Origin of the sequence: Cumulibacter manganitolerans (assembly GCF_009602465.1) — a bacterium.
In the GTDB taxonomy this organism is placed as follows: Bacteria; Actinomycetota; Actinomycetes; order Mycobacteriales; family Antricoccaceae; genus Cumulibacter; species Cumulibacter manganitolerans.
Map to the genome: position 1 here is coordinate 72629 of NZ_WBKP01000004.1, position 26078 is coordinate 98706.

Genomic DNA, 26078 nt, shown 5'->3' on the forward strand with positions numbered 1-26078 from the left:
AGCGAGCCGGAGCGCCAGCGGAGGCGACGTCGAGACGTGGTGCGGTGGATTGCCGGCTCGCGGCGTCTCGACGTCGCTCGTTCCTCGCTCGCTCGACGACCGTGGGGGCCCGATGGCCGTGGGGTTGACCGACGACGCTCGAGCGGGGACGGTCGTCTCTCGAAGGATCCGCGACTAGGTCATCGATTCGCCGAGGGCGAGGTCCAGGTCACGCCGCGCGCGCCGTTCGTGGGTGTACCGGGTGACCAGCACCAGCCCGGCCCCGGTGATCGCCAGCCCGACGAGCGTGTACCAGTGGATCGGCTGGTCGAGGATGAGCCAGGCCGCGACCGCCGTGACGCCCGGCATCAGATAGAACAGGCTCGATGCCTCACCGGCCGACTGGTTCTGAAGGAAGTACAGCAGCAGGGTGATCGCGCCGAGGGTGTTCATGGTCGCCAACCACGACACGCTGAACACCACCGGCGCGCTCATCGGCAACCCGATGCCACCGTTGAGCAGCGCGATCGGCAGCATGCCCGCGGCGCCGACGAACAGCTGGATCGCGCCGCCGGAGCGCAGGTCCATGCGCATCCCGAAGCGGCGCTGGTACAGCGTCCCGGCGGCGATGCCCAGCGTGCCCACCACGGTCCAGACGATGGACGCCCAGCCGTCCCCGCCGCCGAACCCGAGCACCGTCGCCAGCAGCAGCCCCACGAAGCCCAGGACCGTCCCGACGGTCTGCATCCGGGTCAGCGGCTCGCCGAGCAGCCGCCACGAGCCGAGCGCCACCAGCAGCGGCATCATCCCCATGATCATCGCGGACAGGCTCGCGGAGATGCCGTACTCGAAGGCGAGGTAGGTGCCCGCGTACTGCATCGTCTGCAGCAGCAGACCGGTCGCGGCGAGGTCGCGCCACTCCCGGCGGGTCCGCGGCCACGGCGCCCGCATGGCGACCGCGAGCACGCTGAGCAGCGAGCCGGCGACGACGAACCGCCAGAACAGGATCGCAAACGGGTGCGCCGCGTCGGTGGCGATGCGGCCGACGATGAACCCGCTGCTGAACAGCAGCACGAAGGCGAGCTGCAGGAGCAGCACGAGCCACGGCGCCGGCGCGCGGGTGGGCGCGCCGGCGGCGCGGCTCGGAGTGGGCATGCGGCTACGCGACGTTGAACTCGTCGGGGTCCGGCCCGACGCGCATGCCGGAGGCCAGGCCGGCGATCGTGCCGAGGTCCGCCTCGTCGAGGTCGAAGTCGAAGATCGAGATGTTCTCGGTGGCGCGCGCCGCCTTGACCGTGCGCGGCAGGACGATGTTGCCGAGCTGCACGTGCCAGCGCAGGATGACCTGCGCGACGGTGCGGCCGTGCTTGTCGGCCACGCCCTTGAGGATCGCGTTGTTCAGGTGCTCGCCGCCGCGCGCGATCGGGCTCCACGCCTCGGTGGCGATGCCGTTCGCCGCGTGGTAGTCGCGGAGGGTGTTCTGCGGCAGCCACGGATGCAGCTCGATCTGGTTGACCGCCGGGACGACGTCGCTCTCCTTGCGCAGCCGCTCGAGGTGCGGCACGTGGAAGTTGGACACGCCGATCGCCCGGACGCGGCCGTCGGCGTACAGCTTCTCGAACGCCCGCCAGGTGTCCAGGTAGCGGTCGAGCTGCGGCGCCGGCCAGTGGATGAGGTACAGGTCGAGGTGCTCCACGCCGAGCAGCTCGAGGCTCGTGTCGAAGGCGCGCAACGCCTCGTCGTACCCCTGGTCGGAGTTCCAGCACTTGGTCGTGATGAACACCTCGTCGCGGTCGATCCCGAACTCGCGGATCGCCTCCCCGACGGCGGCCTCGTTCTGGTAGATCTTCGCCGTGTCGATATGCCGGTAGCCGGCGTCGAGGGCGTTGGTGACCGCCTGGCGGGTCTCCTCCGCGGGAACCTGGAAGACGCCGAAGCCGACCTGCGGGATGGCGACGTCGTTGTTGAGGGTGATGCTCGGTACGTTCGTGCTCGGCACGGTGCTCCTCTGGTGAAGTGGCTACGGTCGCTGCGGCCCCTGTGGCGGCGCCGACGGCGGCTGTCCACCGTACTCCTCGGGCTGCTCGCCGGGTTCGGGCAACGGCGCCGGCGGCGAGGTGAAGCCGGGATTGCCCGACAGGTTCGGCAGCTGCGGCATCGCCGGCGCGATCTTGTCGACCGGCTCGAGCTTGATGTCGGCCGCCTCGGTCGCGCTGGCCACCTGGTCCTTGAGCTGCGACTCGAACCAGTCGCCGGTGTCGATGGTGGACGTCGTGCGGGGTCCCTCGCTGTCCGGCAGGTTCGCGAACGACGACAGCTCCGCCTCGTCGACGCCGGTCATCTTGCCGAGCCCCTTCAGGGCGTTGGAGAACTCGCTGGGCACGATCCACACCTTGTTGGCGTCGCCCTGGGCGATCTGCGGCAGCGTCTGCAGGTACTGGTAGGCCAGCAGCCGCGGATCGGGGTTGCCGTCGTGGATGGCCTGGAAGACGGTCTCGATCGCCTTCGCCTGGCCCTGCGCCTGCAGATACCGCGCGGCCCGCTCACCCTCCGCGCGCAGGATCCGGGACTGCCGCTCCGCCTCGGCGGACAGGATCGCGGCCTGCTTCTGGCCCTCGGCGGAGAGGATCGCGGCCTGCTTCTGGCCCTCGGCGGTCCGGATCTGCGACTCGCGGTTGGCCTCCGCGCCCAGGATGACCGCCCGCTTGTCGCGGTCGGCCCGCATCTGCTTCTCCATGGAGTCCTGGATCGAGGCCGGCGGGTCGATGGCCTTGATCTCGACGCGCGCCACGCGGACGCCCCAGTTGCCGGTGGTGCCGTCCAGCACCGACCGCAGCTGCGCGTTGATCTCGTCACGGGAGATCAGCGCCTCCTCCAGGGTCATGGTGCCGACCAGGTTACGCAGCGTGGTGACGGTGAGCTGCTCGAGCGCCCCGCCGAGATCGGCGATGCCGTAGGTGGCCATCCGCGGCTCGGTGATCTGGTAGTAGATGACGGTGTCGATGCCGACCATCAGGTTGTCCTTGGTGATCACCGGCTGCGGCGGGAACGGGACCACCTGCTCGCGCAGGTCGATGGTGGAGCGCGCGCGGTCCACGAACGGCACCAGGAAGTGCAGCCCCGGGGTCAGCGTGCGGTTGTAGCGACCGAGCCGCTCGATGACGGTGGCGCGCGCCTGGGGAATGATCCTGATGGCCCGCGCGATGATCAGCACGATCAGTGCGGCGATCACGATCAGCACGACGACTCCGGCGTTCATCTGGCGCCCTCTTCCTCTAGATGTCGCGCGCATCGGCGGTGACCACCGCGTGCGCGCCCCTGATTTCCACGATCATGACGTTGGCGCCGACCTCGTAGACGTCGTACGGCAGCTGCGCGATCGCCGACCACTCGTCGGCGCCGACCTTGATCCGTCCGCCGTGCGTGTCGACCGTCTGGGTGACCACTCCTCCATGGCCGATGACCGCGTCGACGCCGTCGGCGATCTCCGGCTGGCCGCGCAGCAGCATCCGCTTGGCCCAGGGACGCACGCCGAGCACGAGCAGCAGCGAGACCACGCCGAACAGCACGAGCTGCAGCCAGAGCGCCGCCCCGGCCGCCGCGGCGATCGCCGCCGCCGCCGCGCCCCCGCCGACCATCAGCAGGAAGAAGTCGCCGCTGAGCACCTCGAGCCCGGCGCTCGACGCCGCTATGACCAGCCAGATCGCCCACGGTGACATGGCTCTATCCTGCCCGCTTCCCCTCGCGCCCGCACGGAAGGCGTGCGGCGCTACCGGGCGAGGTGCGCGTCACCGGTCTCGAAGATGAAGTCGATCAGCCGCTCGATCGACGAGATGAGCGGCGTCTCGACGTCCTTGTAGCTGGTGACCGCGCCGAGGATGCGCTTCCACAGCAGGTACTCCTCCGGTACGCCGAGCGCCTCGCACACCCCCTGCTTCCACGGCCGCCCCTTGGGGATCACCGGCCACGCGTCGATGCCGACGATGTGCGGCTTGACGGTCTGCCAGATGTCGACGTACGGGTGGCCCAGCACGAGCACGTTCGGGTCGCGCACCGCGGCCACGATGCGCGACTCCTTGGAGCCCGGGACCAGGTGGTCGACCAGCACGCCGAGGCGCCTGCGCGGCGTGGGCGCGAACTCCGCCACCACCGCAGCCAGGTCGTCGACGCCGTGCAGCGGCTCGACGACGATCCCCTCTGCGCGCAGGTCGGCGCCCCAGATCTTCTCCACCAGCGCGGCGTCGTGCACGCCCTCGACGTAGATACGGCCGGCCTGGGCGACCTTCGCCCGCGACCGCGGCTCGGCACGCGACCCGGAAGCAGTGCGCGGGGCGGCCGGTGCGCTCGGCGCCTGTGGACGGCGCAGCATGACCGACGCGCCCTCGAGCATGAACCCGGAGTGCTTGAGCGGGAACACCCGCCGCTTCCCGTCGCGGTCCTCGAGGGTCACGGTCTCCTTGCCGAACTCGATCACCGCACCGCAGAACCCGCTCACCCGATCCTCGAGGACCAGGTCGATCTCCACCGGGACCGACAGCGGCGCGGTGATCGCCTTCTTGGCGGTGATGTCGCGAGAGTAGGAATGTGAACGCACCCCGCGAGGCTACGTTCTCGCGCGGCGTCCCTGGGCTAGGCTCGCCGTCGTGCCAGGCTCTACCGCCGGACTGCTCGCCGCGTGGGCAACCGCCTACCTGCAGGGCGCCGTCCCCCTCGACGACGTGCTCGAGCACGTGCTCGGCCACAAGTCCTCCGCCGTGCGCCAGCAGGCCGCGACCATCGAGCGCGCGCCCTGGGAGCAGCCCGGCGAGACGGTCGTGCTGGTGCCGCCCGGCGACGCGCTGACCCTGTCCGAGCTGCTCATCGCGCTACGCGACCGGGGGGTGCGCAGGCTCGACGCCGCGTTCCCGATGGCCGGCGACGCCGCGGGTGTCGGTCCCGGGGCGGCGCTGGCTCCCGCCTACGCAGCGGGCAGCGCCGTCCTGCTCGAGCCGCTCGGCCTGGTGGCCGTCGTGACGCAGGAGACCGAGGACGCCATCGAGCTGACGCTCTTCACCAGCCGCTCGAGGGTCCAGTACGTGTCGGTCAGTGAGGCCGCCGCCGAGCTCACCGAGGCCATTCATCGATCTACGGCGATATTGACCGATCTCGATGTCGCTTCGTGGGACCCGCGCCTGGGGCGGGTGTCGCGGCGCGCGCTCGACGAGGTGGGCGCCCATCCCCTGCCCGCGGGCTGTCCGCCCCGGGCCAGCCACCTGCTGGTGCGTGCCCACCAGCTCGAGGTGCTGCTGAACGCGGCGGCCGCCGACCCGGGTGGCGGCGCGGTCAGCGGTCACGAGGCCGCGGCGCGCGACCGCGCCCTCGCGCCGTTGCGTCGGCAGATCGCCAGGGCGCTCACCGCGGCGTACAACAGCCTGCCGCACGAGTAGCGGGTCGCGAGCCGCGCTCAGCCGCGCGGGCGGCAGCAGCCCGCGAAGCAGCCCGAGCCGTCGACGCCGACGCCGGTGGCCCCCTGCAGCGGTGCGCAGTAGCTGGACACCTGGCGGTCGACGCCGATGCGCTCCTCGATCAGGTCGGCGTAGAGCGTGATGAACCGGTCGTCGTCACTGGCGGTCCCGGCCCGCGCCATGGCGAGCCCCAGCCGCTCGGCAACGCCCCGCGCCTCGGTGTCGAGGTCCCACACCACCTCCATGTGGTCGCTCACGAACCCGATCGGCGCGACGACGACGGCCTCGATCCCCTGGCCGGGCAGCGTCTCGAGATGGTCGCAGATGTCCGGCTCCAGCCACGGCACGTGCGGTGCCCCCGAACGGCTCTGCCAGGCCACGTCCCACGTGGCGGCGCCGACCCGGGACGCGACCTCGGCGGCGACCAGCTCGACCTGGCTGCGGTACAGGTCGCCGTCTGGGCCGCTCTCGTCGTTGGCCTTGACCGGCACCGAGTGCGCGGTGAGCACCAGGCGCGTGCGCTCGTCGAGGCCGGGCCGCCCCAGCTCGGCGAGGGCGCGGCGGACCGCGTCCGCGTTGATGTCCGCGAACGCATCGGTGTGGTAGATCTGCGGCAGCTTCTCCAGGCGCACGCGGTGCTGCGCCGCCGCCACCGCCGTCGCGATGTCGTCGTGGTACTGCCGGCAGGCGGAGTAGCCGCCGTACGCGCTGGTGGCCAGCACCAGCGCGGAGCGCACGCCGTCCGCCGCGCAGGCGGCGACCGTGTCCACCAGGAACGGCTCGGAGTTGCGGTTGCCCCAGTAGACGTGCAGGTCGTGGCCGCGTCGGTCGAGCTCCGCCTGCAGCCGCCGCTGGATCCCGCGGTTGATCTCGTTGATCGGAGACACGCCACCGAAGTGGAAGTAGTGCTCGCCGACCACCCGCAGCCGCTCGTCGGGGATGTTGCGCCCGGCCGTCACCCGACGCAGGAACGGCATCACCTCGTCGACGCCCTCCGGGCCCCCGAACGAGGCCAGGACGACGGCGTCGACGGCGCCGTCCATGCCGGTCACCTCAGGCGCCGACGGCGTGGTAGCCGCCGTCCACGTGCAGGAGCTCGCCGCTCGTCGCCGGGAACCAGTCGGACAGCAGCGCGACGCACGCCCGACCCGAGGGCTCGGTGTCGGTCACGTCCCAGCCCAGCGGCGCGCGCTGCTCCCAGGCCGTCTCGAAGGCCACCGAGCCGGGGATCGACTTCATCGCCATGCTGCGCAGCGGTCCCGCCGCGACGAGGTTGACCCGGACCCCCTTCGGGCCGAGCTCGCGGGCCAGGTACCGCGAGCAGCTCTCCAGTCCGGCCTTCGCCACGCCCATCCACCCGTACACCGGCCAGGCGGTGGTCGAGTTGTCGAAGTCGAGGCCCACCACGCTCGCCTTCTCGCCGAACAACGGCAGGCAGGCGTGCGCGAGCGCGGCGAATGACCACGTGGAGACGTGGAAGGCAGTCTGCACGTGCTCCCAGCCGGTGGCCGCGAAGTCGTCGCCGAGCGCCTCCTGCGGCGCGAAGCCGATGGCGTGCAGCACGCCGTCCAGGCCGTCGACGTGCTCGCGGACCCGGTCGGCGAGGGAGGCCAGCTGCTCGTCGTCGGTGACGTCGAGCTCGATGACCGGCGGCTCGGTCGGCAGCCGCTTGGCGATCCGCTTGGTCAGCGACAGCCCGCGGCCGAAGTTCGACAGCACGATCTGCGCGCCTTCCTCCTGGGCGATGCGGGCGGCCGCGAAGGCGATGGACGCCTCCGTGAGCACTCCGGTAATCAGCAGTCGCTTGCCTTCGAGCAGTCCGGGCATGGCTGGTCTCCTATCGCTGTGGATCGTCTGCGAGCCTAGTGGCCCATCCCGAGGCCGCCGTCCACCGGGATCACTGCCCCGGTCACGTACCCGGCCGCGTCGCCGCCGAGGAAGAGCGCCACGTCGGCGATCTCCGCGGGGCTCGCGTACCGGCCGAGCGGCACCTGCCCGAGGATCTCCTGCTGGCGCGCCTCGCTCAGCTCCGCGGTCATGTCGGTCTCGACAAAGCCCGGGGCGATCACGTTGGCGGTGATGCCGCGCGAGCCGAGCTCGCGCGCGATGGACCGCGCCAGACCCACCAGCCCGGCCTTGCTGGCGGCGTAGTTGGCCTGCCCGGGGCTGCCCATCAGGCCCACGACGGATCCGATGAAGATCAGCCGCCCCCAGCGCGCCCGGAGCATCTTGGACGAGGCGCGCTTTGCGACGCGGTACGCGCCGGTGAGGTTGGCGTCGAGGACGCCGGAGAACTGGTCCTCCTTCATCCGCAGCAGCAGCGTGTCGTCGGTGATCCCGGCGTTGCTGACCAGGATCTCGACCGGGCCGTGCGCCTGCTCGACCTCCTTGAACGCCGCGTCGACGGAGGCCTCGTCGGTGACGTCGCACCGCACCCCCAGCAACCCCTCGGGGGCGCCGGAACCGCGATGCGTCACCGCCACCTTGTGTCCGGCGGCGCTGAAGGCCTGGGCGATCGCGAGGCCGATGCCGCGGTTTCCCCCGGTGACGAGTACGGAGCGGGCGACGAACGAATCAGACACGGGCAGCACCTCAGGTGGGTCGGGCGGATGTGGTCCGCTCAAACGTACCTACAACAGGCGGTTGGACCACAGCAGGCTGGCCACGGCGCTGGCGAATGCCAGCACCAGCCCCCAGCCCACGAACCGGGTCGGCACCTCCTGGAACTTGTAGGTGTATCCGATCTGCTCTCCGATGTCCTGCCAGACCTTCGCGATCTCGCCGGCGGACTCGGCGTTGAAGTACGAGCCGCCGGTGTCCTGGGCGATCTGCTTCATCGTGTCGTTGTCGACCGGTACCGGGATCTGCTCGCCCTCGTGCTCGATGGTCCCGCCGTTGGTGCCGAAGGCGATGGTCGACACCGGGATCTTCGCCTGCTTCGCGGCCTCGACGGCGGTCCCGACGTCGCGGCCCACGGTCTTGAAGCCGTCGGACAGCAGGATGATGCGGGCCGCAGGGATCTTGCTCTGCTGGTCCTTCAGGCTGCTCTGGAACGTCTTGATGGCCTGCAGGCAGGCGAAGATCGCCTCGCCGGTCGCGGTGGCCTGGTCGAGCTCGAGCCCGTCGATCGCCACCTTGATGGCGTTGCGGTCGATGGTCGGCGGCTGCACGATCTGCGCGGCTCCGGCGAACGACACGAGACCCAGGTTGATGCCCTGCGGCAGCTTGTCGACGAAGTCGGTCGCGGAGTTCTTCATGGCGGTGAACCGGTCGGGCTTGATGTCCTTGGCCTCCATGGACAGCGAGACGTCCAGCGCCATGCACACCGTGGCCTCGTTGCGCGGCACCTTCACCTTGGTCGCCGGCTTCGCCATCGCGGTGGTGAAGCACACCAGCGCGGCGGCCATGAGGGCGAAGGCGAGATGGCGCCGCCACCCCGGACGCCGCGGCGCGACCTTCTCCAGCAGCGAGACGTTGGTGAACTTGGCGGCGTACCGCTTGCGCCGCAGCTGCATCAGCAGGTACAGCGCGGCGAGCGCGAGCACGCCGACGAACAGCAGGAGCCACATGGGCTCGAGAAACTTCATCGAACTACTCCTCCGACGGTGCCCCGGCGCCGGTGGGCGACGAAACGCATGATGTCGTGCAGCCAGTCGCGGTCGGTGCGCAACCGCAGCTGCGACGCTCCCGCGCGGCGCAGGCCGGTGGCGATCTCCGCGCGCTGGGCGGTCGCCTCGGCGGCGAACTGCTCGCGCACCGCGCGGCTGGCGGTCTGCACCTCGATCTGCCGGCCGGTCTCGGGGTCGGTGAGCATCACCAGCCCGACGTCCGGCAGCGTCAGCTCGCGTGGGTCGACGACCTCGACGGCGATGAGGTCGTGGCGCGCCTGCAGCCCGGTCATCGGCCGCACCCACGTCGGCTCGCCCAGGAAGTCGCTGATCGCCACGATCAGCCCCCGCTTGCGCTCCGGACGGCGCAGCTCCTCCAGCGAGGCACCGAGGTCGCCGCGGGTGCCTTCCGCGGCCGGCGGGGTGGCGATGATCTTGCGGATGATCCAGTCGCCGTGCGCCTTTCCCGGCAGCGCCGGGATCCGGATCGTCGTGTCACCGGTGGAGATGATCGCACCGATCCGGTTGCCGCCGTGCTGGGTGAGGTAGACGAACGACGCCGCGGCGGCGACAGCCAGGTCGCGCTTCTCGCAGTCGGCGGTGCCGAAGTCCAGCGACGGCGACAGGTCGATCACCAGCCACGTCTCGAGCTCCCGGTCGGCCACCGTCTCGCGGACGTGCGGGGTCGTCGTGCGGGCCGTCACGAACCAGTCCATCCGCCGGACGTCGTCACCCGGGTGATAGAGCCGGGACTCCCCCGGCTCGCTCCCCGGGCCGGGCACCAGCCCGAGATGGTTGCCGAACAGCAGCCCGTCGAGCTTGCGCCGGACGGTGAGCTCGAGCTTGCGCAGCACGACCTCGGCCTTCTCGTCGCGCACGCTCGGCGGGGCGGTGGTACGTCGGCTCATGGGGACGCGGTCGGCTGCTGGTGGCGCGCGAGCGGCGGCTGGCCGTGCGGCTGCTGCCAGCCGCTGGGGCGCGGGCCCTGGTTGCGCGCGGGTCGCGCGGTCACCTGCGGCACCGGTACCGCGCTGAGGATGCGGCTCACCACGTGGTCGGCGGGTACCGAGTCGGCCAGCGCGTCGTACGACAGCACCAGCCGGTGGCGCAGCACGTCGCCGGCCACGTCCAGGACGTCCTGCGGCAGCAGGTAGTCGCGTCCGCGCACGAGCGCGAGGGCCCGGCCGGCGGAGATGATGCCCAGCGAGGCGCGGGGGCTGGCACCGTAGGTGATCCAGGTGGCGACGTCGTCCAGGCCCAGGTCCTTGGGCGTGCGGGTGGCGAAGACGATCCGCACGACGTAGTCGACGAGGGCGTGGTGCACGAACACCTTGCCGGCCTGCCGCTGCAGCTCGAGCAGCTCGTCGATGCTCATCACCGGCTCGGCCACCGGCGGCTCGCTGCCCATCCGGTAGATGATCTCGCGCTCCTCCTCGACCGTCGGGTAGTCGACGTTCACCTTCATCAGGAAGCGGTCGCGCTGCGCCTCGGGCAGCGGGTACACGCCCTCGGACTCGATGGGGTTCTGGGTGGCCATCACCAGGAACGGCTGCGGCATCTCGTGGGTGACCCCGCCGATCGACACCTGCTTCTCGGCCATCACCTCCAGCAGCGCGGACTGCACCTTCGCCGGCGCCCGGTTGATCTCGTCGGTGAGCACGAAGTTCGCGAACACCGGCCCGAGCTCGGTGTGGAACTCGTCGGAGCCGGGCCGGTAGATGCGGGTGCCGACGATGTCCGCGGGCACCAGGTCGGGGGTGAACTGCAGGCGGGCGAAGGTCCCGCCGACCGATCGCGCCAGGGACTCCACGGCGAGCGTCTTGGCGACGCCCGGAACGCCCTCGAGCAGCAGATGCCCCTTGGCCAGCAGGCTGACGAGCATCCGCTCGATCAGCCGGTCCTGGCCGACGATCACCTTCTTGACCTCGAGCATCGCGCGGTCGAGCGCGTTCGTCGTACCGGTGGTCGTTGGGGTCGGGTTGGTCACCCATCCTCCTCGGGGCTGGCCGCGCGGCGGTTCCGGCGCAGCGCGTGGTCACGGGCGGTTGACGTCCGAGAGACATTATCGCCCCACATCGTCGGGTGACGGTGGGTGCTCAAGGACGACGTACAGCGACCGGCGGAGGTTCCCCGCCCGTGACCGCGGCCCGTCAGTTCACCTGCCGCTCGCGCCCCTCCCAGAACGGCTGGCGCAGCTTGAACTTCTGGATCTTGCCGGTCGCGGTGCGCGGGATCTCGTCCCGGAACTCCACGCTCGTCGGCGCCTTGTAGCCGGCCAGCTTCTCCTTGCACAGCTTGATGATCTCCTCGGCGCTCACCTCGGCGCCGGGCTTGGCGACCACCAGGGCCTTGATCGTCTCGCCCCACTTCTCGTCCGGGACGCCGATCACGGCGACCTCGTCGACGGCCGGGTGGCTGAAGATCGTGTCCTCCACCTCGATCGAGGAGACGTTCTCGCCGCCGGTGATGATGATGTCCTTCTTGCGGTCGGAGATGGTCAGGTAGCTGTGCTCGTCGATGCTGCCGCCGTCGCCGGTGTGGAACCAGCCGCCCTCCAGCGCCTCGGCGGTCGCGTCGGGGTTGTTCCAGTAGCGGTCGAGGACCACGTTGGCGCGCGTGAGCACCTCGCCGGAGTCGTCGATGGCCAGCTCCACGCCCAGGGCCGGCGAGCCGGCCTTCGCCAGCAGCGTGGCCTTCTCCTCGGACGTCTTGTCCAGATCCTCCCGGCGCAGCCGGTTGATCGTGATCAGCGGGGCCGTCTCGGTGAGGCCGTAGATCTGGTTGAACTCCCAGCCGAGGTCGTCCATGATCCGCTGAATGGTGCGGGTGGGCGGCGCGGCGCCGGCGACCACCAGCCGCATCTCGTCACGGCCCGGTACCTCGCCGTCCCAGTCGCCCGCGGCGTCCAGCACCGCGTTCCACACCGCGGGGGCGCCGCAGGCCAGGGTCAGACCGTGCTGCTGCACGCGACGCAGGATCTCCCCGCCGTCGACCTTGCGCAGCATGACCTGCGGGACGCCGAACGCCGTGGTCGAGAAGCCCATCCCCCAGCCGTTGCAGTGGAACAGCGGCAGGGTGTGCAGGTAGACGTCGCGGTCGGTGACGCCCATGTGCATCGCGAACGTCGTCGCGTTCACCCACAGCGACCGGTGGGTCTGCACGACGCCCTTGGGGTTGGACGTCGTGCCCGACGTGTAGTTGATGACCGCGGGCGCGTCCTCGTCCGGCTCCCACGGCACGGCCTCCCGCTCGTAGCGCAGCAGCGCCTCGTCGGACTCCTTGCCGATGACGAGCTTGTGCTTGGCGTAGACGGGACGCAGCGACTGCTCCAGCTCCTCGTCGACCAGCAGCACGCTGCAGCCGGCGTGCTCGACGATGAACTGCACCTCTTCGGGGCGCAGCCGGAAGTTGATCGGGACGTAGATCCGCCCGGACGTCGGCACCGAGTAGAACAGCTCGAACATCCGGCCGGCGTTGTGGCTGACGATCCCGACCCGCTCGCCCTGGCCGATGCCCAGCTCGTCGAGGCCGGCCTTGATCGCGCGGGCCCGCCGGGCCAGCTCGCCGTAGGTGATGTTCAGCGGAGGCGCGGGCTGGTTCGGCTCGTCGATGATGGCCGGACGGTCGTGGTACACCGCCTCGGCACGGTCGATGAAGTGCTGCAATGTCAACGGGACCCGCATTTGGTTCCTCCCAGTCAGCGTCGGGGCCGGCCGCGCGACCCACAGGTGTGCGCCGATTATCGCTGTCTCGCGCCCAGCACGCCACCTCGGTGGCGAGGCGGGTCAACCCGGAGTACACCTCGTATAGGGAGACTGGAAAGATGACGCGGGTGGGCGCATGTGCGTCCGTGAGTCGTGAGGAGAACGGTGTGACGAACCCGAGTAAGAACAGCCTCGATGCCAGGACGACCCTGAATGTCGGCGGCACCGACTACGAGATCTTCGATCTCGCCAAGGTCGAGGGGTCCGCGAAGCTGCCCTACAGCCTCAAAGTTCTGCTCGAGAACCTGCTGCGCACCGAGGACGGCGCCAACGTCACGGCCGCGCAGATCGAGGCCTTGGGCAAGTGGGATCCGGAGGCCGAGCCCTCCATCGAGATCCAGTTCACGCCGGCGCGCGTGATCATGCAGGACTTCACCGGCGTCCCGTGCGTGGTCGACCTCGCCACCATGCGCGAGGCGATGACCGCCCTCGGCGGCGACGCGTCCAAGATCAACCCCCTCGCGCCCGCCGAGCTCGTCATCGACCACTCGGTCATCGCCGATGTGTTCGGCCGCGCCGACGCCTTCGAGCGCAACGTCGACATCGAGTACGAACGCAACAAGGAGCGCTACCAGTTCCTGCGCTGGGGCCAGACCGCGTTCGACGAGTTCAAGGTCGTCCCGCCGGGGACCGGCATCGTGCACCAGGTCAACATCGAGCATCTCGCCCGCGGCGTGTTCGCGCGCAACGGGCAGGCCTACCCCGACACGCTGGTCGGCACCGACTCGCACACCACCATGGTCAACGGCCTCGGCGTCCTCGGCTGGGGTGTCGGCGGCATCGAGGCCGAGGCGGCCATGCTCGGCCAGCCGGTGTCCATGCTGATCCCGCGGGTCGTCGGCTTCAAGCTCTCCGGCGCGCTGCCGGACGGCGCCACCGCCACCGACCTCGTGCTGACCATCACCGAGATGCTGCGCCAGCACGGCGTCGTCGGCAAGTTCGTCGAGTTCTACGGCGACGGCGTGGCGTCGGTACCGCTGGCCAACCGCGCGACCATCGGCAACATGTCCCCCGAGTTCGGCTCGACCGCCGCGATCTTCCCGATCGACGAGGAGACGGTGCGCTACCTGCGCTTCACCGGTCGCTCCGAGGAGCACGTGAACCTGGTCGAGGCCTACTCCAAGGCGCAGGGCCTGTGGCACGACCCCTCCAACGAGGCCGTGTACTCCGAGTACCTCTCCCTCGACCTCGGCGACGTCGTCCCGTCGATCGCCGGGCCGAAGCGCCCGCAGGACCGCATCGTGCTCTCGCAGGCCAAGGAGGCCTTCCGCGAGGCGCTCCCGGCGTACGCCGAGGACCGCGAGGTCGACCCCGACCAGCCGCAGTCCAACGGCAGCTTCCCCGCCTCCGACCCGCCGTCGTCCGACAACGAGGCCGTCCAGGCGCCGATCGAGGACGGCGACCCGAGCGACCGTCCGTCGAAGAAGACCCAGGTCACCCTCGAGGACGGCACCTCCTTCGAGATCGACCACGGCTCGGTCGCGATCGCCTCGATCACCTCGTGCACGAACACCTCCAACCCGTCGGTGATGATCGGCGCGGCGCTGCTGGCCAAGAAGGCCGTCGAGCGCGGGCTCACCCGCAAGCCGTGGGTCAAGACCACCCTCGCGCCGGGCTCGCAGGTCGTCATGGACTACTACGATCGCGCGGGGCTCACCCCGTACCTTGAGAAGACCGGCTTCTACCTGGTCGGCTACGGCTGCACGACCTGCATCGGCAACTCCGGCCCGCTGCCGGACGAGATCTCGGCGGCGGTCAACGAGCAGGACCTCAGCGTCGTCTCGGTGCTGTCGGGCAACCGCAACTTCGAGGGCCGGATCAACCCGGACGTGAAGATGAACTACCTCGCCTCGCCCCCGCTGGTGGTCGCGTACGCGCTGGCCGGCACGATGGACTTCGACTTCGAGAACGACTCGCTCGGCGACGACACCGAGGGCAACCCGGTGTACCTGCGCGACATCTGGCCGTCGCCGCAGGAGATCGAGGAGGTCATCGACGCGGCCATCTCGTCGGAGATGTTCACCAAGGACTACGCCGACGTGTTCGCCGGGGACGACCGCTGGCGGGGCCTCGACACCCCCGAGGGCGACCTGTTCGAGTGGGACGAGGACTCCACCTACGTTCGCCGGCCGCCCTACTTCGACGGCATGCCGGCCGAGCCGGCGCCGGTGCAGAACATCACCGGGGCGCGGGTGCTGGCCAAGCTGGGCGACTCGGTCACCACCGACCACATCTCCCCGGCCGGCGCGATCAAGGCCGACTCCCCCGCGGGCAAGTACCTGCAGGAGAAGGGCGTCAAGCGCCTCGACTTCAACAGCTACGGCTCGCGCCGCGGCAACCACGAGGTCATGATCCGCGGCACGTTCGCCAACATCCGGCTGCGCAACCTGCTGCTGGACGGCGTCCAGGGCGGCTTCACGCGCAACTGGCTGGCCGACGGCGAGCAGACGACGATCTACGACGCCTCGGTCGCCTACCAGGAGGCCGGGATCCCGCTGGTCGTGCTGGCCGGCAAGGAGTACGGGTCCGGATCGTCGCGCGACTGGGCGGCCAAGGGCACCGCGCTGCTGGGGGTCAAGGCGGTCATCGCCGAGTCCTACGAGCGCATCCACCGCTCGAACCTGATCGGCATGGGCGTCATCCCGCTGCAGTTCCCGGCGGGGAAGACCGCCGACGACCTCGGCCTGACCGGCTCGGAGACGTTCGACATCGTCGGCATCGACAAGCTCAACGAGGGCCAGACCCCCAAGACGGTCACCGTGAAGGTGACCGGCGAGGGCGCGCCGACCGAGTTCGAGGCCGTCGTCCGCATCGACACCCCCGGTGAGGCGGAGTACTACCGCAACGGCGGCATCATGCAGTACGTCCTGCGGTCGCTGCGCAACAAGTAAGCACCGCACGCCACGTCGGGGCCCTCTCACGCTCGTGAGAGGGCCCCGACGTGTTCTGTGCCGAACAGGAGGCGACGTGAGCACCTGGGCCCTCGTGCTGTCCTGCGGTGCGCTGATCCTCCTCGGTGCCATGGTCCAGGGCATCATCGGGCTCGGCATGGCCCTGGTCGCATCGCCGTTCATCGCGCTGATCGACCATTCGCTCGTGCCGGGCACGCTCATCGTCACCTCGGCGGTGCTGCCGGTCCTCACCCTCGTGCACGAGCATCACGATGTCGACTGGAAGGGCCTGCTCTGGGCGTTCCCGTGGCGGTTCGCCGGCACCGCCGTCGGCGCCTGGCTGGTCGTGGTGATCTCCCCGGGCCTGCTCGGCGTCCTGATCGGCGGCTTCGTGCTGGGCGCCGTCGTGCTCAGCGTGGTGCGCTGGAAGCCACGTCCGAGCCCCGTCGCGCTCAGCATCGGCGCGTTCGTGTCCGGTGTCGGCGGCACGGCGACCTCCATCGGCGGCCCGCCGATGGCGCTGGTCTACCAGCACCAGCGGCCGTCGATGCTGCGCTGCACGCTCGCGGTCTACTTCTGCGTCGGCAGCCTCGTCTCTCTGACGAGCCTGGCCCTGGTGGGCCGGCTCAGCGGTCACCAGGTGACCGTGGGCCTGTGGCTCGTGCCGTTCGTGATCGCCGGCTTCGGCATCGCGGTGTGGCTGCGCGGCCGCGTGGACGCGGCCCGGGTCCGCGCCGGCGTCCTCGCCGTGTCGGCGCTCAGCTCGCTGGTGCTGGTCGTTCGCGGGCTGCTGTAGCGGCTACTGCCCGCTGCCGGCGAACTGGGTGTGGTACAGCTCGGCGTACAGCCCGCCCTGGGCGATCAGCTCGTCGTGCGTGCCGCGCTGCGCGACGCGGCCCTTGTCCAGCACGATGATCTGGTCGGCGCGGCGGATCGTCGAGAGCCGGTGCGCGATGACCAGCGACGTACGGCCGACGAGCGCGGCGGCGAGCGCCCGCTGGACGGCGACCTCCGACTCGCTGTCGAGGTGCGCGGTCGCCTCGTCGAGGACGACGATGGCCGGTGCCTTCAGCAGCACCCGCGCGATGGCCAGCCGCTGCTTCTCCCCGCCGGAGAGCCGGTAGCCGCGATCGCCGACGACGGTGTCGAGACCTTCGGGCAGGCTCTCGATCAGCGGCCAGATCTGCGCGGCCACGAGGGCGTCGACGATCTGCTCGTGCGTCGCGTCCGGGCGGGCGTAGAGCAGGTTCTCGCGGATGGTGCTGTGGAACAGGTGGGAGTCCTGCGACACGACGCCGATGTGGTCGCGCAGCGACTGCACCCGCACGTCGCGCACGTCGACGCCGCCGACCCGCACCGTGCCGGAGGTGACGTCGTAGATGCGCGGCACGAGCTGCGAGATCGTCGTCTTGCCGGCGCCCGACGGGCCGACCAGCGCGATCATCTGGCCGGGCGCCGCGCACAGCGTGACGCCGCGCAGCACCGGCTGGCTGGAGGACGAGTCGGGCAGCGCGACGTCCTCCAGGGAAGCCAGGGACACCTCGCGGGCCGACGGGTAGGTGAAGTGCACGTCGTCCAGCTCGACGCTGGAGGCCTCCGGCGGCAGCGTCACCGCCCCCGGGCGGTCGGTGATGGCCGGCTCGAGGTCGAGCACCTCGAAGACCCGCTCGAACGAGACGAGCGCGCTCATGATGTCGACGCGCACGTTCGACAGCGCGGTCAGCGGTCCGTACAGCCGGCTCAGCAGCAGCGCCAGGGACACCACGGCGCCCGCGTTGAGCGCCCCCTCGACGGCGAGCACGCCGCCGACCCCGTAGGTGAGCGCCTGCGCGAGGGCGGCGACGAGCGTCAGCGCGACGAGGAAGGCGCGGCTGTACATCGCCGACCGGATCCCGATGTCGCGAACCCGCCCGGCGCGCGCCTGGAAGTACTCGCGCTCGTCGGCGGGCCGCCCGAACAGGCTGACCAGCAGCGCGCCGGCCACGTTGAAGCGCTCGGTCATCGTGGTGTTCATGCTCGCGTTGAGCGCGAAGCTCTCCCGCGTCATGCTCGCGAGCCGGTTGCCCACGCGGCGCGCGGGCACGATGAAGATCGGCAGCAGGATCAGCGACAGCACGGTCACCTGCCACGACAGCGTCAGCATCACGCCGATCGTCAGGATCAGACCGATGACGTTGGAGACCACGCCGGCCAGCGTGGAGGTGAAGGCCTGCTGGGCGCCGTTGATGTCGTTGTTGAGCCGGGTCACCAGCGCGCCGGTCTGGGCGCGGGTGAAGAACGCGATCGACATGCGCTGCACGTGCGCGAACACCAGCGAGCGCATGTGGAAGATCAGCCCCTCGCCGATCCGCGCCGAGTAGTACCGGCTCACGAGGGACAGCCCGGCGTCCAGCAGCGCCAGCCCGGCGATCGCTATCGACAGCCAGACGATCGTGGCGCGCCGGTCGGGCGCGGTGCCGGTGATCTGGTTGACGACGTCCCCGGCCAGCAACGGCGTGAGCACCGCGACGACGGATGCCACGACGGTCAGCAGCAGGAACCAGGTGAGCTCGCGGCGGAACGGCCGGGCGAAGGCCACGATCCGTCGGAACGTGCCGGGAGCGAGCTTCTGGGACCTCGAGTCGTGGTCGGCGCCCCGGAAGGACCGCATCGTCTGCCAGTAGCCGCCGGACATGGGCTGCATCGTTTCTCCCCTCGTGCGGCTGCTCGTACCATGATGCGGTGCCGACGCGCCGCGCGCGGCCACGACAGACCATTCTGCTGCATGACGGCCAGACGGAGGTGCGGGGTGCCCAGACCGGCACGTGCCGATCTCGTCGTGTGGCTGTCGCTGGCGATCATCACGGTCCTCGTCGTCGCGGTGCTGCTGCCCGACGCGACGCGGGCCGCGATCGTCGGCGTGGCCGATCCGCGCCCGCCCGCGGTCGCCCCCGTGCTGCTCGCGGCGACCGCGGCGCTCGGCGTGCTGCTGCTGGCCCCCCGGGCCGGCGGGTCCTGGGTGGCGGTGCAGGCGGTCGCGGCGGTGGGCGCATCGGTGTGGACCGCGGCGCTGGTGCTGGCTCGTGAGCCGGTGTTCGACGGCCGCGAGGTGGGCAGCTTCTTCGGCAACGGGATCAGCGATCTGCTGGCCGCGCTGCCCGGCACGCTGCCGGCCGTCGTGCTCGGTCTGGGCGGCGGCCTCGCGGTGGTGCTGCTGAACGCCGCCGTACGGTCGTTGTCCGGTGAGGTGCAGGCCGGCCGGCTGATGCCCGCCGTCGCGCTGAGCCCCGGCCTGGGCTTCGGCGTCGACGGGCTGGCGGTCGGCGGCGTGGTCGCGGTGTGCGGCGTGCTGGCGCTCAGCGCGCTCGCGAGCGAGCGCGGCCGCGGCCTGCTCTCCTCGACCGTGCTGGGGCTGCTGTCGGGCGTGCTGCTCGTCGTCGGCGCCCTCGCCGGCTTCGCGGCGTCCGCGGCCGGCGTCGGGCTGCTGTGCATCTACTTCCTGCGCCGCCGCTCGCTGATGATCTTCGTCGCGGGCCTCGGCGTCCTGGTCTCGCTGCTGTCGGCGGCCGCGATCGGCTGGTCGTGGCCGGTGGAGTTCGGTGCCGCCTCGGCGCTGCGGCTCGCCGACCCGGCCGGGCTGGCCGCGGGCGTCGTGGTGGCCACGCTGGCCGTGGCGGTGATCGGCGGCCCGGTGCACCGCGCGTCGTGGCGCAAGCTGCGCGGCACGCCGGCGTGGCCGGTGATGCTGACCGGGCTGGTGGCCGCGGTCGTCGACGTGCTGACCCGCCCCGCCGCGCTGGGCATCGTCCCGGCCGCGGTGATCTGGCTGCCGCTGCTGGTGGTGGCGGCGTCCGCCCCGCCGCGGTCCGCCGGGACGCCGGACGGACCCGAGCCGGTCGCGGTGCTGCTCACCGCGCTGTGCGGGGTGGCCGTCGCCGCGCTGCCGCTGGGCTGACCGGCTAGGCGAGGGAGATCAGGTCGGCGAGGTCCTCGGACCAGTTGTCCTCGATGCCGTCGGGCAGCAGGATCACCTTCTCCGGGTTGAGCGCCCGGACGGCGCCCTCGTCGTGCGAGACCAGGATGACGGCACCGGTGTAGCCGCGCAGCGCGTCCAGCACCTGCTCGCGGGACGCCGGGTCCAGGTTGTTGGTGGGCTCGTCGAGCAGCAGCACGTTCGCGCCGCTGGAGACCAGGCTGGCGAGGGCGAGCCGGGTCTTCTCCCCGCCGGACAGCGTGCCGGCCGGCTGCTCGACCGAGTCGCCGGAGAACAGGAACGCGCCGAGGATCTTGCGCAGGTCGGTGGACGCCGCCTCCGGGGCCGCGCGGGTGATGTTCTCCAGCACGCTCAGCGATCCGTCGATGGTGTCGTGCTCCTGGGCGAAGTAGCCGAGCCGCAGGCCGTGCCCGGGCACCACCTCGCCGGTGTCCGGCTGCTCGGCGCCGAAGAGGATCCGCAGCAGCGTCGTCTTCCCCGCGCCGTTGAGCCCGAGGATGACCACGCGGGCGCCGCGGTCGACGGCGAGGTCGACGTCGGTGAAGATCTCCAGCGAGCCGTACGACTTGGACAGCTCGCGCGCGGTCAGCGGCGTCCGGCCGGCCGGTGCCGGGTCCGGGAAGCGGACGCGCGCCACCCGGTCGTGCACCGTCTCCTCCTCGAGACCCGCGAGCAGCGCCTCCGCGCGCCGGATCATGTTCTGCGCGGCGACCGCCTTGGTGGCCTTCGCCCGCATCTTGTCCGCCTGGCCGAGCAGCGCGCCCGCCTTCTTCTCGGCGTTCGCCCGCTCGCGCTTGCGCCGCTTCTCGTCGACCTCGCGCTGCTTGAGGTAGTCCTTCCAGCCCACGTTGTAGACGTCCATCACGCAGCGGTTCGCATCCAGCAGCCACACCTTGTTGACGACCGCCTCGAGCAGGTCGACGTCGTGGCTGATCACGATCAGGCCGCCGTCGTGACGCTTGAGGAAGTCGCGCAGCCAGCCGATGGAGTCGGCGTCCAGGTGGTTGGTGGGCTCGTCGAGCAGCAGCGTGTCGGCGCCGGAGAACAGGATGCGGGCGAGCTCGACGCGGCGGCGCTGGCCGCCGGACAGCGTCGAGAGCTGCTGGGCGAGCACCCGGTCCGGCAGGCTGAGGTTCGCGCAGATCTGCGCCGCCTCGCTCTCGGCCGCGTACCCGCCGTTGGCGGCGAACTGGTCCTCCAGCCGCGAGTAGCGGGCGATCAGCTTGTCGCGCTCCGCGCCGTCGGCCTCGGCCATCCTCTCCGCGAGGGCGGTCATCTGGTGCATGAGCTCGTCGAGCCCGCGGGCCGCCAGCACCCGGTCGCGCGCGGTCACCGTCAGGTCGCCGCTCTTGGGGTCCTGCGGCAGGTAGCCGATCGAGCCCTTGCGCTCCACCCGCCCGTCGGCGGGCAGGGTCTCCCCCGCCAGCATCCGCAACGAGGTGGTCTTGCCGGCGCCGTTGCGGCCGACGAGCCCGATGCGGTCACCCGGCTGCACCCGCATGGTCGCGTCCGAGATGAGAACGCGCGCACCGGCACGCAGCTCGACCTTTTCGGCATTGATCACAGGGCGGCTCACTCACTCGTCGAAGGCAAACTCACCCATTCTACGGCGTACCCGGCACTGTCCCCGCCGTGAGCCGGGCCACTCAGCGCTCGATCGTGCGCTTGAGCAGCGCCCACTCGTGGGCCAGCCGGCGTACCGCCTCGGCGTACGTCGCGGTCATCGCGGCGCCCGGGTAGATCGACGTGCGGGACAGCGTCGCGCGCTGCAGCGCCTCGCGGAACGCCGCGGTCGCCGGGTCCGCCGCGCTGCCGAGGCCGGGCAGGCGCCGGCGGAGCGCCGGGTTCTCCTGGTACGGCAGGTAGTCACGGGCCAGCTCGTCGTGCCGGAACCGAGCCGCCTGCCACTGGGCGGGACCGGACATGGCGCTGGCCGCGGCCGCGCGGTACACCGGCGGGGCGTCGTCGGGACGCACCTGCCGCACGCCGTACGTGCCGATCATCACGACCAGGCCCACGACCGGCGCGGCCAGCAGGAACCGGGTGACCGGCGCCTGGCCGAAGAACACCCACAGCACGGTGCAGCCGACCAGCGCGGCGACCAGGGACCAGAGGACCAGGGGGTTCTGCTCGTCGGGGTCCCGATCGCCCGCGACGGCACCGTCGAAGAGTGACATCGGCGCCCAGCGTAGACTCTCGCGCGACACGAACGGAGGCCGAGGTGCGCGATCGCTTGCTGCCGCTGTGGGCCGCCGTCCTGGGGCTGTGCGTCGCGTTCGCCGTGTTCGTCCCGCTGCATCTGGTGCTGGACGCCGGCGCCGGCCGGACGACGGTGGTGCTCGCCGTCGGCGCGGCCGTCATCGCGGGCCTGCTGTGGTACCTGCGCCGCGCCGAGGTGCTGCGCACCACGCAGGCGCAGGGCTACTTCACCGCCGCGCTGATGATCGTCGCCATCGCGCTGGTGATGCTGCCCCCGGGCTACCTCGTGGGCACCCTGCTCGGGTAGCCGCTACGCGTAGTCGCGCAGCGGGCCGCTGCCGGAGCCGCGGTCGCTGTCGCGCACCACGACCAGCGTGTCGCCCTTCTGCAGGGCGGCGACCTCGTCGTCGTAGAACCGGTAGCTCCGGCCGCCGCGCTGGACGGCGATGACCTGGTCGCTGCACCACTTCGGGGACCGGCCGACCTCGTCGGGGTCGACCGCCCGCTGCGCCACCTCGAGCCCCTCGCCGGGGCTGAGCAGGTCGTCGAGGACGTCGGCCAGGGACGGATTGACCGACGCGATGGCGAGCATCCGGCCGATCGACTCGGACGACGTGACGACGTTGTTCGCGCCGCTCTGGCGCAGCAGGTGCACGTTCTCCTGCTCGCGCACCGCGACGATGATGTGCGCGTCGGCGTTGAGCTGGCGGGCGGTGAGCGTGACCAGCACCGCCGTGTCGTCGCGGTTCGCCGTGACGATGATCTTCTCGGCGTCCTCCACGTGCGCCCGCTCGAGCACGTCGCGCCGGGACGCGTCCCCGACGATGGAGGCGAACCCCGCCGCCTGCGCCTCGTGCGTCGCGGGCTCGGACGGGTCGATCACCAGGATGTGGTCGCGGTCGACGCCGGACCCGACGAGGGTCGCGACGGCCGAGCGGCCCTTCGTGCCGTACCCGACGACGACGACGTGCTTGTGCATGTTCTTCCTCCACCGGGCCAGGCGCATCCGCTCGCGTCCCTGGCTCGCGAGCACCTCGAGCGTCGTCCCGACCAACAGGATCAGGAACAGGATGCGCAACGGCGTGATCAGCACGACGTTCACGAACCGCGCGGACGGCGAGACCGGGGTGATGTCACCGTAGCCGGTCGTCGTCATCGTGACCGTCGTGTAGTAGATCGAGTCGAGCAGGGTCAGCGGCGAGCCGTCGGCATCGCGGTACCCGCCCCGTCCCGTGTACACGGCGATCACGACGACCGCCACCAGGACGAACGCGACGCCGATCCGCGCGGACAGCGAGCGGACCGGCGAGAGCACCCGCTCCGGAAGCCTCAGGTAGGAGCGATCGGTGGGCGCGGTGTCCACCTGCGTCGGCTAGACGTTGAAGCCGAGCGCGCGCAGCTGCTCGCGGCCGTCGTCGGTGATCTTGTCCATCGACCAGGGGGGCATCCACACCCAGTTGATCTTGACGTCCTTGCACAGCCCCGGCCCGGGACCGCCGGTCACGGCCTGGCGGGTCTGGTCCTCGATCACGTCGGTCAGCGGGCACGCCGCCGACGTCAGCGTCATGTCGATCGTGGCGACGTTGTTCTCGTCGATGTCGAGGCCGTAGACCAGCCCGAGGTCGACCACGTTGATGCCCAGCTCGGGATCGACGACGTCGCGCATGGCCTCCTCGAGGTCGTCGAGGGCGGCCGCCTTGGTGTCCTCAGTCATCTACTTTCCTTCCGGTACCGCGACGCCGGCGCGCGCCGCCGCGTCCTTGAACGCCATCCAGCCCAGGAGCGCGCACTTGATGCGCGCCGGGAACTTCGAGACCCCGACGAACGCTACCCCGTCCTCGAGCAGCTCCTCGTCCGGCTCGCCCGCGCCCTTGCTCTGCATGAGCTCGGCGAACGCGTCCAGCTTGGCGAACGCGTCGGCGACCGGCCGGCCGTGCACCAGCTCGTAGAGCACCGACTCCGAGGCCTGGCTGATCGAGCAGCCCATGCCGTCGTACGAGACGTCCTCGATGCGCTGGCCGTCGTCGGAGATCTTCACCCGGACGGTGACCTCGTCGCCGCAGGTCGGGTTGACGTGGTGGGCCTCGCCGTCGAACGGCTCGCGCAGGCCCTTGCCCTGCGGGTTCTTGTAGTGGTCCAGGATGATCTCCTGGTACATCGCTTCGAGCTGCACCGCGGCTCCCCTCAGTAGTCGACCCGGAAGAAGGCCTTGACCTTCTCCAGCCCGTCGATGAACGCGTCGATCTCGGCCGTCGTGGTGTACAGGTACGGAGACACCCGGCTCGAGGAGCCGATCCCGAACCGCTCGTGCACCGGCCGCGCGCAGTGGTGGCCGCCGCGTACCGCGATCCCGTAGGAGTCGAGCACCTGGCCGACGTCGTGCGGATGCACGTCCTTGAGGTCGAAGCTGATCGCTCCCCCGCGGTCCTCGGTGCTCGCCGGGCCGATGATGCGGACGCCGGAGACGTCCTGCAGCCGCGCCAGGGTGTAGCCGGCGATCTGCTGCTCGTGCTCGGCGATCTTGTCCATGCCGATGCCCTGCAGGTAGTCCACCGCAGCGCCGAGCCCGATGATCTGCACGATCGGCGGCGTACCGGCCTCGAACCGCGCCGGCGGCGGGGCGTACGTCGAGCCGCTCATCTTGACGATCTCGATCATCTCGCCGCCGCCGAGGAACGGCGGCAGCTTCTCGAGCAGGTCGTAGCGGCCCCACAGCACGCCGACCCCCGTCGGGCCGACCATCTTGTGGCCGGTGAAGACGACCGCGTCCGCGCCGAGCGTGGAGACGTCGTACGGCATCTGCGGCACCGCCTGCGACGCGTCGACGAACAGCAACGCGCCCACCGCGTGCACCTTCTCGGCGAGCATGCTGATCGGGTTGATCGTGCCGAGCGTGTTCGACACGTGCGCCACCGAGACGACCTTCGTGCGCTCGTTGATCAGCTCGTCGATGTTGCTCAGGTCCAGCCGGCCCTCGTCGGTGAGGCCGAACCAGCGCAACGTGGCGCCGGTCCGCTCGCACAGCAGCTGCCACGGCACGATGTTGGAGTGGTGTTCCATCTCGGAGATGACGACCTCGTCGCCCTCGCCGATCCGCAGCTCGCCGGTCGCATCACCCATCACCCGCGCGAGCAGGTTCAGCGCTTCCGAGGCGTTCTTGGTGAACACGATCTCTTCGGGGCGCGCGGCCCCGATGAAGCGGGCCACCTTGGCGCGGGCCGCCTCCATGGCCTCGGTGGACTCGGCGCCGAGCCGGTGCATCGCGCGGGCGACGTTCGCGTTGTGGTGCGCGAAGTGGTCGCTCATCGTGTCGATGACGACCTGCGGCTTCTGCGAGGTGTTCGCGGAGTCGAGGTACACCAGCGAGGCACCGTCGTCGAAGGTGCGCGTCAGGATCGGGAAGTCGGCGCGGACCGTCTCGACGTCGTACGGCGCGAGGAGCTTGCTCACGCGGAAGCGCCCGCCTTGGTGAACCGCTCGTAGCCCTTCTCCTCGAGCTCGTCGGCGAGCTCGCGGCCACCGGACTCGACGACCTTGCCGCCGGCGAAGACGTGCACGTAGTCCGGCGTCACGTAACGCAGGATGCGGGTGTAGTGGGTGATGAGCAGGGTCGCGTTGTTCGTCGCCGCGTGCACCCGGTTGATGCCCTCCGAGACGACCCGCAGAGCGTCGATGTCCAGGCCGGAGTCGGTCTCGTCGAGGATCGCCAGCTTCGGGCGCAGCAGCTCCATCTGGAGGATCTCGTTGCGCTTCTTCTCACCGCCGGAGAATCCCTCGTTCACGGCCCGCTCGGAGAACGACGGGTCCATCTTCAGGCCCTCCATCGCCTCCTTGACCTCCTTGACCCAATGGCGCAGCTTCGGCGCCTCGCCGCGGACGGCGGTGGCGGCGGTGCGCAGGAAGTTGGCGTTGGAGACGCCGGGGACCTCGACCGGGTACTGCATCGCGAGGAACATGCCGGCGCGGGCGCGCTCGTCGACGGTCATGCCCAGGACGTCCTGCCCGTCGAGCAGGACCGAGCCCTGCGTGACGGTGTACTTCGGGTGCCCGGCGATCGAGTACGCGAGCGTCGACTTGCCCGAGCCGTTGGGGCCCATGATCGCGTGCGTCTCGCCCTGGTCGATCGTGAGGTCGACGCCCTTGAGGATCGGCTTGTCCTCGGTGCCGGTGTTGACGCTGACGTGCAGGTCGCGGATCTCAAGCGTTGCCACTGTGCTGCT

At 70.8% G+C, this 26078-nt stretch carries 25 protein-coding genes; 5 read left to right on the forward strand and 20 right to left on the reverse strand.

The genetic code is table 11. From position 1 onward, the window contains the following. Nucleotides 1–174: 174 nt before the first annotated feature. From F8A92_RS02505 to F8A92_RS02525, 5 genes are read right to left on the reverse strand one after another with little or no spacing between them, the layout of a single operon-like run. Nucleotides 175–1134, reverse strand: coding sequence for a DMT family transporter (locus F8A92_RS02505; protein WP_153503019.1), 960 nt, complete (start codon nt 1132–1134; stop codon nt 175–177). 4 nt (nt 1135–1138) lie between these two features. Further along, nucleotides 1139–1978, reverse strand: a complete 840-nt coding sequence (locus F8A92_RS02510; RefSeq protein ID WP_153503021.1) for an aldo/keto reductase — start codon at nt 1976–1978, stop codon at nt 1139–1141. A 21-nt stretch (nt 1979–1999) separates the two neighbouring features. Then, entirely contained in the window at nt 2000–3238 is a 1239-nt protein-coding gene (locus tag F8A92_RS02515; protein ID WP_153503024.1) for an SPFH domain-containing protein, read from the reverse strand. A 16-nt stretch (nt 3239–3254) separates the two neighbouring features. Then, complete coding sequence (locus tag F8A92_RS02520) at nt 3255–3698, reverse strand: NfeD family protein (protein ID WP_153503027.1); 444 nt, start codon at nt 3696–3698, stop codon at nt 3255–3257. A gap of 50 nt (nt 3699–3748) precedes the next feature. Then, a complete protein-coding gene (locus F8A92_RS02525; RefSeq protein WP_153503029.1) occupies nt 3749–4573 on the reverse strand; it encodes a DUF3097 family protein in 825 nt (274 codons plus the stop codon). Between the two features lie 49 nt (nt 4574–4622). On the opposite strand from F8A92_RS02525, the gene F8A92_RS02530 reads away from it, so the two are divergent. Further along, complete coding sequence (locus tag F8A92_RS02530; RefSeq protein ID WP_153503032.1) at nt 4623–5405, forward strand: hypothetical protein; 783 nt, start codon at nt 4623–4625, stop codon at nt 5403–5405. Between the two features lie 17 nt (nt 5406–5422). On the opposite strand, the gene F8A92_RS02535 is transcribed toward F8A92_RS02530, so the two are convergent. The 7 genes from F8A92_RS02535 to F8A92_RS02565 form a co-directional block, all read right to left on the reverse strand. Then, the gene (locus tag F8A92_RS02535; RefSeq protein WP_153503034.1) at nt 5423–6466 is read right to left on the reverse strand and encodes a ferrochelatase; all 1044 of its coding nucleotides are present in this window, start codon (nt 6464–6466) and stop codon (nt 5423–5425) included. Between the two features lie 10 nt (nt 6467–6476). After that, complete coding sequence (fabI, locus tag F8A92_RS02540) at nt 6477–7250, reverse strand: enoyl-ACP reductase FabI (RefSeq protein ID WP_153503036.1); 774 nt, start codon at nt 7248–7250, stop codon at nt 6477–6479. A gap of 35 nt (nt 7251–7285) precedes the next feature. Further along, a complete protein-coding gene (gene fabG / locus F8A92_RS02545; RefSeq protein WP_153503038.1) occupies nt 7286–8005 on the reverse strand; it encodes a 3-oxoacyl-ACP reductase FabG in 720 nt (239 codons plus the stop codon). A 48-nt stretch (nt 8006–8053) separates the two neighbouring features. Continuing rightward, complete coding sequence (locus F8A92_RS02550; RefSeq protein ID WP_153503041.1) at nt 8054–9010, reverse strand: VWA domain-containing protein; 957 nt, start codon at nt 9008–9010, stop codon at nt 8054–8056. Continuing rightward, a complete protein-coding gene (locus F8A92_RS02555; RefSeq protein WP_153503042.1) occupies nt 9007–9939 on the reverse strand; it encodes a DUF58 domain-containing protein in 933 nt (310 codons plus the stop codon). The genes F8A92_RS02550 and F8A92_RS02555 overlap by 4 nt, the downstream gene beginning before the upstream one ends. Continuing rightward, the gene (locus F8A92_RS02560; protein ID WP_228389135.1) at nt 9936–11018 is read right to left on the reverse strand and encodes an AAA family ATPase; all 1083 of its coding nucleotides are present in this window, start codon (nt 11016–11018) and stop codon (nt 9936–9938) included. Before F8A92_RS02560 ends, F8A92_RS02555 begins: the two co-directional genes overlap by 4 nt. 163 nt (nt 11019–11181) lie before the next feature. Next, nucleotides 11182–12714: an AMP-binding protein gene (locus tag F8A92_RS02565; protein WP_153503044.1), complete on the reverse strand. Its 1533-nt coding sequence runs from the start codon at nt 12712–12714 to the stop codon at nt 11182–11184. A 188-nt stretch (nt 12715–12902) separates the two neighbouring features. Here F8A92_RS02565 and acnA point away from each other — a divergent pair, with 188 nt between their 5' ends. Continuing rightward, on the forward strand, nt 12903–15686 hold the full coding sequence (acnA, locus tag F8A92_RS02570; RefSeq protein WP_153503046.1) for an aconitate hydratase AcnA: 2784 nt from the start codon (nt 12903–12905) through the stop codon (nt 15684–15686). 76 nt (nt 15687–15762) lie between these two features. Then, nucleotides 15763–16482, forward strand: a complete 720-nt coding sequence (locus F8A92_RS02575; protein WP_153503048.1) for a sulfite exporter TauE/SafE family protein — start codon at nt 15763–15765, stop codon at nt 16480–16482. A gap of 3 nt (nt 16483–16485) precedes the next feature. Here F8A92_RS02575 and F8A92_RS02580 read toward each other — a convergent pair whose 3' ends face one another. Beyond that, a complete protein-coding gene (locus F8A92_RS02580) occupies nt 16486–18369 on the reverse strand; it encodes an ABC transporter ATP-binding protein (protein ID WP_228389136.1) in 1884 nt (627 codons plus the stop codon). A gap of 105 nt (nt 18370–18474) precedes the next feature. Between F8A92_RS02580 and F8A92_RS02585 the strand changes: the two genes are divergently transcribed. Continuing rightward, nucleotides 18475–19620 carry a hypothetical protein gene (locus tag F8A92_RS02585; protein ID WP_153503049.1) on the forward strand — a complete coding sequence of 382 codons (1146 nt, stop codon included), beginning with the start codon at nt 18475–18477 and terminating at the stop codon, nt 19618–19620. A gap of 4 nt (nt 19621–19624) precedes the next feature. On the opposite strand, the gene F8A92_RS02590 is transcribed toward F8A92_RS02585, so the two are convergent. Together F8A92_RS02590 and F8A92_RS02595 are read right to left on the reverse strand one after the other, a co-directional pair. Then, nucleotides 19625–21223, reverse strand: coding sequence for an ABC-F family ATP-binding cassette domain-containing protein (locus F8A92_RS02590; protein WP_153503051.1), 1599 nt, complete (start codon nt 21221–21223; stop codon nt 19625–19627). Between the two features lie 82 nt (nt 21224–21305). Continuing rightward, a complete protein-coding gene (locus tag F8A92_RS02595) occupies nt 21306–21836 on the reverse strand; it encodes a hypothetical protein (RefSeq protein WP_153503053.1) in 531 nt (176 codons plus the stop codon). 44 nt (nt 21837–21880) lie between these two features. Between F8A92_RS02595 and F8A92_RS02600 the strand changes: the two genes are divergently transcribed. Beyond that, nucleotides 21881–22165 (forward strand): hypothetical protein, encoded by a 285-nt coding sequence (locus F8A92_RS02600; protein ID WP_153503055.1) that lies wholly within the window; start codon nt 21881–21883, stop codon nt 22163–22165. 3 nt (nt 22166–22168) lie between these two features. On the opposite strand, the gene F8A92_RS02605 is transcribed toward F8A92_RS02600, so the two are convergent. The 5 genes from F8A92_RS02605 to sufC are packed head-to-tail and all read right to left on the reverse strand — an operon-like array spanning nt 22169 to nt 26069. After that, nucleotides 22169–23221: a potassium channel family protein gene (locus tag F8A92_RS02605; RefSeq protein ID WP_228389137.1), complete on the reverse strand. Its 1053-nt coding sequence runs from the start codon at nt 23219–23221 to the stop codon at nt 22169–22171. Nucleotides 23222–23230: 9 nt separating this feature from the next. Next, nucleotides 23231–23572, reverse strand: a complete 342-nt coding sequence (locus tag F8A92_RS02610; protein WP_153503057.1) for a metal-sulfur cluster assembly factor — start codon at nt 23570–23572, stop codon at nt 23231–23233. Beyond that, the gene (gene sufU / locus F8A92_RS02615) at nt 23573–24031 is read right to left on the reverse strand and encodes a Fe-S cluster assembly sulfur transfer protein SufU (RefSeq protein WP_153503059.1); all 459 of its coding nucleotides are present in this window, start codon (nt 24029–24031) and stop codon (nt 23573–23575) included. 11 nt (nt 24032–24042) lie between these two features. Beyond that, nucleotides 24043–25308, reverse strand: coding sequence for an aminotransferase class V-fold PLP-dependent enzyme (locus F8A92_RS02620; RefSeq protein ID WP_153503061.1), 1266 nt, complete (start codon nt 25306–25308; stop codon nt 24043–24045). Then, a complete protein-coding gene (sufC, locus tag F8A92_RS02625; protein ID WP_153503063.1) occupies nt 25305–26069 on the reverse strand; it encodes a Fe-S cluster assembly ATPase SufC in 765 nt (254 codons plus the stop codon). The genes F8A92_RS02620 and sufC overlap by 4 nt, the downstream gene beginning before the upstream one ends. Nucleotides 26070–26078: the final 9 nt, after the last annotated feature.

Excerpts from the sequence above, each read along its gene's own strand:
- F8A92_RS02550 (WP_153503041.1), bottom strand. The coding sequence starts at position 9,010 with ATGAAGTTTCTCGAGCCCATGTGGCTCCTGCTGTTCGTCGGCGTGCTC.
- F8A92_RS02535 (WP_153503034.1), bottom strand. The coding sequence starts at position 6,466 with ATGGACGGCGCCGTCGACGCCGTCGTCCTGGCCTCGTTCGGGGGCCCG.
- F8A92_RS02580 (WP_228389136.1), bottom strand. The coding sequence starts at position 18,369 with ATGCAGCCCATGTCCGGCGGCTACTGGCAGACGATGCGGTCCTTCCGG.
- F8A92_RS02505 (WP_153503019.1), bottom strand. The coding sequence starts at position 1,134 with ATGCCCACTCCGAGCCGCGCCGCCGGCGCGCCCACCCGCGCGCCGGCG.
- F8A92_RS02515 (WP_153503024.1), bottom strand. The coding sequence starts at position 3,238 with ATGAACGCCGGAGTCGTCGTGCTGATCGTGATCGCCGCACTGATCGTG.
- F8A92_RS02555 (WP_153503042.1), bottom strand. The coding sequence starts at position 9,939 with ATGAGCCGACGTACCACCGCCCCGCCGAGCGTGCGCGACGAGAAGGCC.
- fabI (WP_153503036.1), bottom strand. The coding sequence starts at position 7,250 with ATGCCCGGACTGCTCGAAGGCAAGCGACTGCTGATTACCGGAGTGCTC.
- F8A92_RS02610 (WP_153503057.1), bottom strand. The coding sequence starts at position 23,572 with ATGACTGAGGACACCAAGGCGGCCGCCCTCGACGACCTCGAGGAGGCC.
- F8A92_RS02520 (WP_153503027.1), bottom strand. The coding sequence starts at position 3,698 with ATGTCACCGTGGGCGATCTGGCTGGTCATAGCGGCGTCGAGCGCCGGG.
- F8A92_RS02595 (WP_153503053.1), bottom strand. The coding sequence starts at position 21,836 with ATGTCACTCTTCGACGGTGCCGTCGCGGGCGATCGGGACCCCGACGAG.
- F8A92_RS02565 (WP_153503044.1), bottom strand. The coding sequence starts at position 12,714 with ATGCGGGTCCCGTTGACATTGCAGCACTTCATCGACCGTGCCGAGGCG.